An 11157-nucleotide genomic window follows, 5' to 3' on the forward strand; every position below is an offset into this window, starting at 1 on the left:
AGTTGGTCTGGCCGGCCTGGCCCTTCTGGCCGTTGACCGAGGAGATGTTGATGATCCGGCCCCAGCTGCGCTCGCGCATGCCTTCGATCACCTGGCGGGTCATGTTGTAGAGGCTGTCCATGTTGACCCGGATCACCTCGCCCCACTGCTCCGGGGTCATCTTGTGGAAGGCGCCGTCGCGAGTGATGCCGGCGTTGTTGACCAGCACGTCGATCGGCCCGAGTTCGGCCTCGACCTGCTCGACCGCGCGCTGGCAGTCCTCCAGGACGCCGACGTTGCCCTTCACCACCATGACGCCGAGGTCTTTCGCGCAGGCGTGGGCGGCCTCCTCATTGCCGGAGTAGCCAGCGGCGACCCGCATGCCGTCGGCTTTCAGCCGCTCCACGATCGCGTGACCGATGCCGCGAGTCCCGCCCGTCACGAAAGCCACCCTGGCCATGCGCCTGCCTCCCTGTCCGAGGCAGGCGCCGGAAGCGGCGTCCGCCCCTCAACTACGATTTATGCAGATTTTCTACGCAGACGGCGACACCCATACCGCCACCCACACAAAGGGTGGCGAGACCTTTGGTTGCTCCGGAACGCTTCAGTTCGTGAAGCAGGGTGGTCAAAATCCGGGCGCCGGAGGCGCCGATCGGGTGGCCGATGGCGATCGCCCCGCCGTTCACGTTCACCTTGGCGGGATCCAGGCCCAGGTCGCGCACCACGCACAGCGCCTGGGCGGCGAAGGCCTCGTTGGATTCGATCAGGTCGATGTCGTCGATCGCCCAGCCGGCCTTCTCCAGCGCCTTGCGGCTGGCGGGGATCGGGCCCGTGCCCATGATCTCGGGCTCGACGCCGGCGTGGGCCCAGGAGGCGATGCGCGCCAGCGGCTTCAGGCCCCGCGCCTCGGCTTCCTTCTCGCTCATCAGCACCACCGCCGCGGCGCCGTCGTTGATGCCCGAGGCGTTGCCGGCGGTGACCGAGCCGTCCTTGGCGAAGGCGGGCCTCAGGCCGGCGATGCTGTCCAGCGTCACCCCGTGGCGGATATACTCGTCCTGGTCGACGACGACGTCGCCCTTGCGGGTCTTCACCGTCACCGCGGCGATCTCGTCGGCGAACCTGCCCGCCTTCTGGGCCGCTTCGGCGCGGTTCTGCGAGCCGACGGCGAAACGGTCCTGATCCTCGCGGGTGATCTGCCAGCGGGCGGCGATGTTCTCCGCCGTCTGGCCCATGTGGTAGCCGTGGAAGGCGTCCCACAGGCCGTCCTTGATCATGGTGTCGATCATGGAGAAATCGCCCATCTTGACGCCGTTGCGCAGCTGGGCGGCGTGGGGCGACTGGCTCATGCTCTCCTGGCCGCCGGCGACGACGATCTTCGACGAGCCGTCCTGGATCTGCTGCGCCCCCAGCGCCACCGCGCGCAGGCCCGAGCCGCAGAGCTGGTTCAGCGACCAGCCCGGCGAGGTCACCGGCACGCCCGCCTTGATCGCCGCCTGGCGCGCCGGGCCCTGGCCGGCGCCGGCCTGAAGCACCTGGCCCAGCACCACCTCGTCGACCTCGGCGGCGGAGATCCCCGCCCGCTCGACCGCCGCCTTGATGGCCGTCGCGCCCAGATCGTGCGCCGGCACGCTGGACAGAGCGCCGTTGAACGACCCCACTGGCGTGCGGGCGGCGGAAACGATGACGATATCGCTCATCTAGAGGCTCCTAAGGCGAGGCTTGATGTCTGGATGTTGGCCGTAGCTGAATACGTCGGCCATTTCATATTAAGCTCGCATCCGCGATACTGCACCGCAGAATGCGGTCACGAATCCGATGGCCGCTGAAAAACAAGGACTTGGGATGGCGAGCACCCAGGACACCGGCGCCCCGCAGGACGAGCGGGTCGTGATCAAGAAGTACGCGAACCGGCGGCTCTACAACACCGCCTCGTCCAGCTACGTCACCCTCGAACACCTCGCCGACATGGTGAAGAAGGGGGTCGACTTCGTCGTCTACGACGCCAAGACCAACGAGGACATCACCCGCACGGTGCTGACCCAGATCATCTTCGAGGAGGAGAGCCAGGGGCAGAGCCTGCTGCCGATCCAGTTCCTCAGGCAGCTGATCGGCTTCTACGGCAACTCGATGCAGGCCTTCCTGCCGAGCTATCTGGAGCTGTCGCTGGCGACCTTCGCCCAGCAGCAGGAGCAGCTGCGCAACCAGCTGGCGGCGCTGGCCCCGACGGGCGGCATCGGCGCCGGCGTCGGCGCCTACGAGGATCAGGTCCGGCAGAACCTCGCGCTCTTCGACCGGGCGATGAAGATGTTCTCGCCCTTCGCCTTCGGCAAGGCCGGCCAGGCCGCGGCGACCGCGCCGCCCCCGCCCGCCGCGCCGCCCAAGACCGAGGCTGCCCAGGAGGACGCCGTCGCCGAGCTGCGCAAGCGGATGGAGGAGATGCAGGCGCAGATCGAGAAGCTGGCGTCGAAGAGCTGAACCGTTCAAGCCTTGAGATTCCGGACGTCGAGCGTTCCTTAAACTCTCGACCGGCAGGATGACCGCCGCATGACGTCGCCGATCGATCCCATTCGCCGCGCCGCGGGCCCCAGACGCAAAGGCAAGGCTGTCGAGGAGGCCAAGGCGAGCTCCGCCGCGGGCCTGCCGGTTCCGGTGGATGCGCCGCGGACCGTGCCGCCCGCCGCCGCGATCCCGCCGGGCGCTGCGACCTTCGACGCGCAGCTGCTCGGCCAGCACAACGAGCGCCGCGGTCTGCGCGGCGGCCCCGCGGTGATCGACAAAGCCCAGGCCAGCTACAACCGCATCGAATGGTCCGGCTCGAAGGACCGCCGCGCCCGCAAGGGCGGCCAGGCCAAGACCGACGTCTGACCCACCGGCAGTTCCTGCTGAGCAAAAGGCGCCCCAGCCGGGCCCTCTGCGGCTATGCAGGGTAACCCACCAACTTCCCGCTTTCGCGGGGGAGAGTGGGCGTAGAGCAAGCTCAACGGATGCGGCTCATAAGTTCTTGAAGTTAGACCATTCGCTGCGCCGAACCGGCCTCCACTTCGGCGGCGAATGGTCTAGGCGCGCGGCTGGCGCCGCTCTTGCTGCATGGCTTGCATGCAGCTCGCCTTCCGCGTCCTCGACATCGCCCTCGTCGCCCTGATCTTCACGGCGTTCACGTGAGTTAGATCCTCCCCCTACCCCTCGTCCACCGCGCCAGGATTTCGCGCGCGGGACTGCAGCCAGATCACGCCGAACAGGTCCGACAGCGAGGCCCACAGGCGGCCGAGGTTGGTGTATTTCGAACGGCCCGTCTGGCGGTGGCGGTGGTTCACCGCCCGGAACTCCGTGCGGTAGCCCTCGCGCTGCATCAGCGCCGGCAGGTAGCGGTGGATGTGGTCGAAATAGGGAAGCCGCAGGAAAGCCTCGCGCCGGAAGGCCTTGAGCCCGCAGCCGGTGTCGTTGGCGGTGTCCTTCAGGAGCCGCTTGCGCACGCCGTTGCCGAACCGCGAGGCCATCCGCTTGCCGAAGTTGTCCTGCCGCTTGACCCGCTCGCCGCCGACGAGCGCCAGCTCCGGCGGACCGGCCGTCAGCGCGTCGACCAGGGCGGGCCCGTCGGCGGGGTCGTTCTGGCCGTCGCCGTCGAGGGTGACGATCACCGCGCCGCGCGCGCCCAGGACCCCGGTGCGGATGGCGCGGCTCTGGCCGGCGTTCTTGGCGTGCGCCAGGACGCGCAACTGCGGGATTTCGCCCTTCAGCGCCTTGAGCGCGCCGCGCGTGCCGTCGCGGCTGGCGTCGTCGACGAAGATCAGCTCGAAGTTCCGGCCGGCGAAGGCCCGGGCCACCTCGCGCGCCAGCGCCGGCGCGGCGCCCTCTTCGTCGAAGACGGGAATCACTACCGAGATGTCGGGCGCAGGAGCCATGTCCCTCCCATAGCGGAAAAGGCCGCATAGGAAAGGATCGTGCTATCAGCGGCGCATGACGCCCCATGCGCGACTCGAAGAACGATTGGCGCGGGCGAGCCGCGGCTGGCGGGGGCCGGCGCTGGCCGCCTTCATCGCCTTCATCGCCGGCCTGCCGGGCCTGATCGCGGTTCCGCCCCTGGACCGCGACGAATCACGCTTCGCCCAGGCCACGGCGCAGATGCTGGAGACGCACGACTTCGTCGTCATCCGCTTCCAGGACCAGCCGCGGTTCAAGAAGCCGGTCGGCATCCACTGGCTGCAGTCGCTGAGCGTCTCGCTGGTCTCCGACCCCGAGGCCCGCGCCATCTGGGCCTACCGCCTGCCGTCGCTGGCGGGCGCCATGCTGGCGGCTGCGGCCTGCGCCTGGGGCGCTGCGGCCTTCTTCGGCGCCGAGGCGGGGCTGTTCTCCGGCGCCTTGCTCGGCGCCACCCTGTTGCTCTCCACGGAGGCGATGATCGCCAAGACCGACGCGGTGCTCTGCGGGGCGACGACGCTGGCCATGGCGGCGCTGGGGCGGATCTACGCCGCCGCCCGCGACGGGCCGCCGGCGCCGCGCAGCGCGGTCTGGCTGTTCTGGGCCGCGATCGGCCTGGCGACCCTGGTCAAGGGCCCGATCGGGCCGATGGTGGCGGCGCTGGCGATCGTGCTGCTGGCGCTCCTCGACCGCCGGCCGGGCTGGCTGATGCGGATGAAGTGGTGGTGGGGGCTGATCATCGTCGCCGTCATCGTCGGGCCCTGGGCCGGAGCGGTGACGGTCGCCACCGACGGCGCCTTCTGGAGCGCGGCCTTCGGCGGCGACCTGGCGCCCAAGCTCGCCGGCGGCCAGGAGACCCACGGCGCGCCGCCGGGCTACCACACCCTGCTGGCCCCGCTGCTCGCCTTCCCGATGACCCTGCTGCTGCCGGCCGCGGCGGTCGTGGGTTGGACGCGCCGGCGCGAGCCGGGGGTGCGGTTCGCGCTGGCCTGGCTGATTCCCTCCTGGCTGGTGTTCGAGGCCATGCCGACCAAGCTTGTGCACTATCCCCTGCCGACCTACGGCGCGCTGGCCTGGCTGGCGGGCGCGGCCCTGGTCCAGCCGATCGGCCCCAGGGCGCGCTGGACCGGCGTGGCCTTGAGCGCCCTCTTCGGCCTGCTGCTCGCCGCCGCCAGCCTCTACGTCGTGCACGCCTACGGCGAGCCGAGCGACGCCGCCGTCGCGATCTTCGCCGCCGTGCTGCTGGCGGGCGCCGGCCTCTCCGGCGCCTGGTTCCTGGCGCGCCGCAAACCGCGCGAGGGGGTCATCGCCGCGGTCGCCTTGGGCGTGCTGGGCCACGCGGCGCTGCTGGCCGGCCTGGCGCCGCGGCTGTCGCCGCTCTGGCTGTCGGCGCGGACGGAAGCGGCGATGGAGAAGGCCCAGCTGCTGCCGCGCCAGGGCATCGCCGACGCCCCGGTGGCGGTCACCGGCTACGCCGAGCCCAGCCTGGTCTTCGCGCTGGGCACCGCCACCGAGCTCGACACCCCGCAGGAGGCCGCCCAAGCCATCGCCGAGAACCGTCCCGCGGTGGTCGAGGGGCGCCAGGAGGCGGCCTTCCTCGCCGCATTGAAAGCCGCCGGCGTCGCCGCCCTGCCGGTCAGCGAGGTGAAGGGGCTGGATTATTCGACCGGCAAGAAGATGAGCTTGAGGATCTACGAAGCCCGCGAGACCGCCGAGCAGGAAGCCCGTCCATGAGCCGCCGCATCGAGATCGTCGAGGTAGGCCCGCGCGATGGGCTGCAGAACGAGACGGCGCTGCTCGGCGTCGACCAGAAGCTGGAGTTCATCCGCAGGCTGGAGGACGCCGGCGCGCGGCGGATCGAGACCGTCTCCTTCGTCAACGAAAAGCGCGTGCCGCAGATGGCCGGCGCCGAGGAGATCTGCGCGGCGCTCGCGCCCCGGAATGGCCGCTCGCGCATCGGCCTCGTGCTGAACGAGCGCGGCTGGGATCGCTGCGTCACCGCCGGCTGCGACGAGGCCAACATCGTGGTCTGCGCCAGCGACGGCTTCGGCGTGCGCAACCAGGGCGTCTCGACCGACCAGCAGCTGGCCGCGCTCCGCGCCATCGCCGCCAAGCGTTCGCTGAACGGCGGCCCGCCGATCACGCTCACCGTCGCCGTCGCCTTCGGCTGTCCGTTCGACGGCGAGGTCTCCGACGCGCAGGTGCTGAAGGTGGTGCGCGCCGCCCACGAGCTGAACCTGCCCGAGGTGGCGCTGGCCGACACCATCGGGGTCGCCGACCCCTGGCTGGTGCGCCGGCGCATCGCGCTGGCCCGCGAGGCGGCGCCGGGCGCGCGCCTGCGGATGCACTTCCACGACACCCGCAACACCGGCCTCGCCAACGCCTACGCCAGCGTCGAGGCGGGCGTCGACGTGCTGGACGCCAGCTGCGGCGGCCTCGGCGGCTGCCCCTTCGCGCCCGCCGCCACCGGCAACATCGGAACCGAGGACCTAGTCTACATGCTGGAGCGGGCCGGGTTCGAGACCGGGTATGACCTGGAGAAGCTGATCGCCGCCGGCCGCTGGGTGTCGGAGCTGCTGGGCAAGGCGCCGGCGGCCTCGGTCACGCGCGCGGGCGGATTTCCCTGATTTTCCCTCCCCTTTATGGCTACCGGAAAGGGGAGGGACGAATTCAGGCCGTGCGGCCCTTCAGGCGCCACACCACCGGCCGCGCCACCGCCGTGCAGATGATCACCGGCGACAGCGCCCAGGCGACCAGGCGCTCGGAGATGTTCACCGCGCGCTTGCGGAAGTAGCGGGCGAGCCCGACGCCCTTGTGGAACTCGACCCGCAAGGGGCTGGTCTGGCTGGTGCGGCCCAGGTGGATCACCTCGGCCTTGGGATGGAACAGCACCGCCCCGCCCTGCTGGCGGACGCGCCAGCACAGGTCGACGTCCTCGACGTGCAGGAAATAGCCCTCGTCGAAGCCGTTCACGGCGTCGAAGTCCTCGCGGCGCATGCAGAAGCAGGCGCCGGAGATGGTCGGCACCGCGGCCGGCTGCTCCGGCGGCGCCTCGCTCTCCCAGTGCACCTCATAGTTGCGCAGCGCCGGCATCCGGTGGGCCAGCCGGCTCAGCGAGACCAGGGCGGACATCGGGGTGATGTCGCCGCGCCGCGCGCCGCGCTGCTCGCTGCGGTCGGCGTTGAGCACCCGGCCGCCGACGATGCACGGCACCGGCCTGGGCTCGATCTCGCGCACCAGCTCGGCGATGCAGCCGGGCTGCAGGAAGGCGTCCGGATTGAGGAACACCAGCATCTCGCCGCGCGCCGTCCGCGCGCCGAGATTCGCGCCGCGCGCGAAACCGATATTGCCGTGACCGGTGAGCAGGGTGACCCGCTCGTCACGCTCGGCGAGGGTGCGCAAACGCGCCGCATCGCCAGGCGCGGAGCCGTTGTCTACTATGACGAACTCGTCCACCAGGGGATCGGCAAGGACGCACGCGACGCTCTGCTCGAGCGCCTGTCCGGTCATGAACACGACCATGACGACGGAGACGCTGGGGCGCGCCCTCAGAAAGTCCGGCGCAAGCGCGGGTTCTGCAGCGACGAGCGGTGCGACGATGCCGTTCATCCAGCCTCCAAGACGCCGACCGCCTCGCGAGCCGATGAATCAGCGGCTCGCTCGATGGGCGCAACATCGGGCGGACTCGCCTGTAAGGCAAGTCCGTTCGCCGCCGCTTCGAGATCCAAAACCTCTTGCCGATCGGAACCCAGGCGCCTGAGGGCGACCTGGCCGAGCTCCGCTTCGCGACGGCCGACCACAGCAATAACCGGAACCTTGGCAAGACTGTGTTCGCGCACTTTGTAGTTGATCTTCTCGTTTCGCAGGTCCGTTTCGACTCGCAGACCCTTGGCCCGCAGCGCCGCGGCGACGTTGCGCGCGTAATCGTCGGCGTCCGACGTGATGGTCGCGACCACTACCTGGACGGGCGACAGCCAGAGGGGAAAGGCGCCGGCGTAGTTCTCGATCATGACGCCAATGAACCGTTCGACGGAGCCGAAGATAGCCCGGTGCAACATCACGGGCCGCTGTTTTGATCCGTCCTCGGCGACGTAGGTGGCGTCGAGTCTCTCCGGAAGCACGAAATCGAGCTGCAGCGTGCCGCACTGCCACGTCCGGCCGATCGCGTCGCGCAGGTGGAACTCCAGCTTCGGGCCGTAGAAGGCGCCCTCGTCGGGCAGCATCTCGACCTCGACGCCGGCGGCGCGCGCGGCGCGCTCCAGCTTGGCCTCGGCGACGTCCCAGATCTCGTCCGTGCCGGCGCGCACTTCCGGGCGCAGGGCCAGCTTGACGCTCGCCAGCTCCATGTCGAGATCGGCGTAGACCTGCTCCAGCAGCTTCACGAACTTCGTCGTCTCGGCCTCGATCTGGTCGTCGCGGCAGAAGATGTGGGCGTCGTCCTGGGTGAAGGCGCGCAGCCGCATGATGCCGTGCAGGGCGCCGGACGGCTCGAACCGGTGGCACGAACCGAACTCCGACATGCGCAGCGGCAGGTCGCGATAGGACTTCTGGCCGACGTTGAAGATCTGGATGTGTCCCGGACAGTTCATCGGTTTAACGGCCAGCTCTTCGCCCTCCGTCGTTTCGCAGACGAACATCGCCGTCCCGAACTTCTCCCAGTGTCCGGACCGCTCCCACAGGGTGCGGTCCATGATCTGGGGCGTCTTGACTTCCTGGTACCCGTCGACGTCGAGCCTGCGCCGCAGGTAGGCTTCCAGCGTACGGTAAAGGGTCCAGCCCTTGGGATGCCAAAAGATCATCCCCTTGGCCTCTTCCTGCAGATGGAAGAGGTCCATGGCCCGGCCGATCTTGCGGTGGTCGCGCTTCTCGGCCTCCTCGACGCGGCGGATGTAGGCCTCGAGGTCGGCCTCGCTGGCCCAGGCCGTGCCGTAGATCCGCTGCAGCTGGGCGTTGCGGTGGTCGCCGCGCCAGTAGGCGCCGGCCAGCTTCGTCAGCTTGAAGGCCTTGCCGGCGAACTTCGTCGACGGCAGGTGCGGCCCGCGGCAGAGGTCCTTCCACTCGCCCTGGCGGTAGACGCTGATCTCCTCGGCCTGCGGCAGGTCCTGGATGATCTCGGCCTTGTAGGTCTCGCCGATCGACCTGAAGTGCTCGATCGCCTCGTCCCGGCTCCAGACTTCGCGGCGAATGGGTTCGTCGCGGTCGACGATTTCCTTCATGCGCTGCTCGATCTTGGCGAGGTCATCCAGGCTGAATGGCTCCACGCGCGCGAAGTCGTAATAGAAGCCATCCTCGATAGCGGGTCCGATCGTCACCTGAGTTCCAGGAAAAAGTTCCTGTACCGCCTCGGCCAGGATGTGGCTGACGTCGTGGCGGATGGTCTCCAGCGCCTCGGGGCTTTCCCGCGTCAAAAGCTCGAAGCGCCCGCCGTGCGGCAGCGGCCGGTCGAGGTCCAGAAGCTCGCCGTCGAGCTTCACCAGGACGGCCTTCTTCTCCAGCGACTTGGAGATCGAGGCCGCGATCTCGCGCCCGGTCGCCCCATCGGCGACTTCGCGCCTGTTCCCGTCCGGAAAAATCAGTTCGATCATGTCTCACATGTCCAGGTTCGCGTCGGAGCCGAGGAGCCTCGGCGCGGGGGTGGCGGCGGGTCGTAGCCCGAACCGCCCCAGGGATTGCAACGGCACAGCCTGCGCGCGGCGAGCGTCGCGCCGCGCCAGGGACCATGGCTGACCAGGACCTCGGCCGCATATTCCGAGCAGGTCGGAAGAAACCGGCACTGCCGCCCGATCAGCGGCGAAAGCGTCAGCTTGTAGGTGCGCAGGGCGCCTCTGACGCAGGTCTCGTAGAAGGTCATGCCGGCTGCGGAGTGGAAGGCGTCAGACCCAGCGCTTACGCCGGGGCACGCTGCGGATCAAGCCGCGCCGGCGGGGCTAGTTCGCGCCGCAGCGGTGCGGACGGCCTCGGCCGCGGCCTCGAACGCCAGCAGCGTCGAGGCGTGACGGGCGGGATAGTCCTTCACAGGCGCCAGCATCGAAAGGTCCGAAAAACGTCCGTCGGGCGCACTTGCGCCCTCTTTCAACATAGCACGGAACTGGTCGCGGGCGAGCTCCAGCTCCTCGGCCGTGGCCCCCAGGACGTGCGCGCCCAGCACCGAGGCCGCGGCCTGGCCCAAGGCGCAGGCCTTCACCTCCTGCGCGAAGTCGGCGACCCGGCCGCCTTCCACCACCACGTCGACCACCACCCGGCTGCCGCACAGCTTGGAGACCTTCTCGACGCTGGCATGGGGCGCAGCCAGCCTGCCGCTGCGCGGCAGGTTGGCCGCCAGCTTCAGCAACTGCGCCGAATAGAGGTCGTCGATCATGGGGATTAGTTCGGGGTGCGAGCGGCGGATGTCAATTTCAGATCCCCCCCTCCATACGCTCGTAGCTTTGAAGGGGAGCACGGCCGCCCCGCGACGCACCTTGCATCGTCATGTCTATGGATCCCGGACAGCCGCTGCGCGGCTTCCGGGATGACATCTTGGGCTACCGCTGCCGCTCCTGCCACATCGACTCGGCCTTCTCCTTCAGGGCCTCGTTCATGCCCTTGATCGCCCGGTAGATCCTGGGCCCGAGGCTGGGCGCCAGGCGGGGCCCCAGAAAGCCGCCCATGATCTCGCCGTTGGAGACGATGCAGCTTTCCGGGGCGAGCGCTTCGATCTCGACGTAGCGGGTGCCGCGGATCAGGCCGCCCAGACCCCTGGTCTGGTAGTGCAGCTGCTCGTTCGGCACCCATTCCAGCACCGTCGCCTTGGTTGCCTGCGGCTTCATCCCCGGCAGGACCACCTCCAGGTCGAGCACCTCGCCGATGTGCAGGCTGCCGCTGGCCCTGGCATAGAGCGGGTTCCAGCTGCTCCAGGCGTCGACGTCGCGGATCAGCTCCCAGATCACCTCGGCCGGCGCCTGGACGCCGATCCGGTGTTCGACGCGCACGCCCTTGGGGCCGGGGGCGGCGGCGGGGGTTCCTCCCTGCGACTTGGAACCGCCGACGGGCATCCGTCCGAACATGCTGGCTTTCAATTGCGGCGGGGGCTGGAGGGGCATGGTTCCTTCGTCAGGCCTGTTCCTTGATCCGCCAGGTCGCCCCGGTCGGACCGTCCATCACCTCTACGTTCAACTCCGCCAACTGGACGCGGATGCGGTCAGCCTCCGGCCAGTTCTTGGCGGCGCGGGCCTCGGCGCGGGCGGCGATCAGCGCCTCGACCTTGGCCTTCACCCCCTCGTC

Annotated in this window: 13 protein-coding genes; 4 read left to right on the forward strand and 9 right to left on the reverse strand. The window is 69.5% G+C overall.

What is annotated here, in order from left to right; genetic code table 11:
* Both VJS38_RS00640 and VJS38_RS00645 read right to left on the reverse strand, forming a co-directional pair.
* Positions 1 to 439 (reverse strand): SDR family NAD(P)-dependent oxidoreductase (locus VJS38_RS00640; protein WP_324086224.1); only part of this gene is annotated, 439 nt, incomplete at its 3' end.
* 52 nt (positions 440 to 491) lie between these two features.
* Positions 492 to 1676 (reverse strand): acetyl-CoA C-acetyltransferase, encoded by a 1185-nt coding sequence (locus VJS38_RS00645; RefSeq protein ID WP_324086225.1) that lies wholly within the window; start codon positions 1674 to 1676, stop codon positions 492 to 494.
* A 145-nt stretch (positions 1677 to 1821) separates the two neighbouring features.
* Here VJS38_RS00645 and phaR point away from each other — a divergent pair, with 145 nt between their 5' ends.
* Both phaR and VJS38_RS00655 read left to right on the forward strand, forming a co-directional pair.
* Positions 1822 to 2454, forward strand: a complete 633-nt coding sequence (phaR, locus tag VJS38_RS00650) for a polyhydroxyalkanoate synthesis repressor PhaR (protein WP_324086226.1) — start codon at positions 1822 to 1824, stop codon at positions 2452 to 2454.
* 69 nt (positions 2455 to 2523) lie between these two features.
* Positions 2524 to 2844: a hypothetical protein gene (locus VJS38_RS00655; RefSeq protein WP_324086227.1), complete on the forward strand. Its 321-nt coding sequence runs from the start codon at positions 2524 to 2526 to the stop codon at positions 2842 to 2844.
* A 311-nt stretch (positions 2845 to 3155) separates the two neighbouring features.
* Here the strand turns inward: VJS38_RS00655 and VJS38_RS00660 are convergent, their stop codons facing one another.
* Positions 3156 to 3881, reverse strand: coding sequence for a glycosyltransferase (locus VJS38_RS00660; RefSeq protein WP_324086228.1), 726 nt, complete (start codon positions 3879 to 3881; stop codon positions 3156 to 3158).
* Positions 3882 to 3936: 55 nt separating this feature from the next.
* Here VJS38_RS00660 and VJS38_RS00665 point away from each other — a divergent pair, with 55 nt between their 5' ends.
* Together VJS38_RS00665 and VJS38_RS00670 are read left to right on the forward strand one after the other, a co-directional pair.
* Positions 3937 to 5631: an ArnT family glycosyltransferase gene (locus tag VJS38_RS00665; RefSeq protein WP_414692397.1), complete on the forward strand. Its 1695-nt coding sequence runs from the start codon at positions 3937 to 3939 to the stop codon at positions 5629 to 5631.
* Positions 5628 to 6524, forward strand: coding sequence for a hydroxymethylglutaryl-CoA lyase (locus VJS38_RS00670; RefSeq protein WP_324086230.1), 897 nt, complete (start codon positions 5628 to 5630; stop codon positions 6522 to 6524). Before VJS38_RS00665 ends, VJS38_RS00670 begins: the two co-directional genes overlap by 4 nt.
* A 43-nt stretch (positions 6525 to 6567) precedes the next feature.
* Here VJS38_RS00670 and VJS38_RS00675 read toward each other — a convergent pair whose 3' ends face one another.
* The 6 genes from VJS38_RS00675 to VJS38_RS00700 all read right to left on the reverse strand — a co-directional run.
* On the reverse strand, positions 6568 to 7506 hold the full coding sequence (locus tag VJS38_RS00675; protein WP_324086231.1) for a glycosyltransferase family 2 protein: 939 nt from the start codon (positions 7504 to 7506) through the stop codon (positions 6568 to 6570).
* Positions 7503 to 9482 carry a threonine--tRNA ligase gene (thrS, locus tag VJS38_RS00680; protein ID WP_324086232.1) on the reverse strand — a complete coding sequence of 660 codons (1980 nt, stop codon included), beginning with the start codon at positions 9480 to 9482 and terminating at the stop codon, positions 7503 to 7505. Before thrS ends, VJS38_RS00675 begins: the two co-directional genes overlap by 4 nt.
* Complete coding sequence (yidD, locus tag VJS38_RS00685) at positions 9479 to 9748, reverse strand: membrane protein insertion efficiency factor YidD (protein WP_324086233.1); 270 nt, start codon at positions 9746 to 9748, stop codon at positions 9479 to 9481. Before yidD ends, thrS begins: the two co-directional genes overlap by 4 nt.
* A gap of 57 nt (positions 9749 to 9805) precedes the next feature.
* Positions 9806 to 10255, reverse strand: a complete 450-nt coding sequence (locus tag VJS38_RS00690; protein ID WP_324086234.1) for an iron-sulfur cluster assembly scaffold protein — start codon at positions 10253 to 10255, stop codon at positions 9806 to 9808.
* Positions 10256 to 10418: 163 nt separating this feature from the next.
* Complete coding sequence (locus VJS38_RS00695; protein WP_324086235.1) at positions 10419 to 10976, reverse strand: SRPBCC domain-containing protein; 558 nt, start codon at positions 10974 to 10976, stop codon at positions 10419 to 10421.
* Between the two features lie 10 nt (positions 10977 to 10986).
* Positions 10987 to 11157: CysS/YqeB C-terminal domain-containing protein (locus VJS38_RS00700; protein ID WP_422662120.1), on the reverse strand; the 171-nt coding region annotated here is incomplete at its 5' end.

Source organism: Phenylobacterium sp., from assembly GCF_035276905.1.
GTDB lineage: Bacteria > Pseudomonadota > Alphaproteobacteria > Caulobacterales > Caulobacteraceae > Phenylobacterium.

Coding starts and splice junctions, on each gene's coding strand:
- phaR (WP_324086226.1), top strand. CDS start 1,822: ATGGCGAGCACCCAGGACACCGGCGCCCCGCAGGACGAGCGGGTCGTG.
- VJS38_RS00655 (WP_324086227.1), top strand. CDS start 2,524: ATGACGTCGCCGATCGATCCCATTCGCCGCGCCGCGGGCCCCAGACGC.
- yidD (WP_324086233.1), bottom strand. CDS start 9,748: ATGACCTTCTACGAGACCTGCGTCAGAGGCGCCCTGCGCACCTACAAG.
- VJS38_RS00695 (WP_324086235.1), bottom strand. CDS start 10,976: ATGCCCCTCCAGCCCCCGCCGCAATTGAAAGCCAGCATGTTCGGACGG.
- VJS38_RS00665 (WP_414692397.1), top strand. CDS start 3,937: ATGACGCCCCATGCGCGACTCGAAGAACGATTGGCGCGGGCGAGCCGC.
- thrS (WP_324086232.1), bottom strand. CDS start 9,482: ATGATCGAACTGATTTTTCCGGACGGGAACAGGCGCGAAGTCGCCGAT.
- VJS38_RS00690 (WP_324086234.1), bottom strand. CDS start 10,255: ATGATCGACGACCTCTATTCGGCGCAGTTGCTGAAGCTGGCGGCCAAC.
- VJS38_RS00670 (WP_324086230.1), top strand. CDS start 5,628: ATGAGCCGCCGCATCGAGATCGTCGAGGTAGGCCCGCGCGATGGGCTG.
- VJS38_RS00645 (WP_324086225.1), bottom strand. CDS start 1,676: ATGAGCGATATCGTCATCGTTTCCGCCGCCCGCACGCCAGTGGGGTCG.
- VJS38_RS00660 (WP_324086228.1), bottom strand. CDS start 3,881: ATGGCTCCTGCGCCCGACATCTCGGTAGTGATTCCCGTCTTCGACGAA.
- VJS38_RS00675 (WP_324086231.1), bottom strand. CDS start 7,506: ATGAACGGCATCGTCGCACCGCTCGTCGCTGCAGAACCCGCGCTTGCG.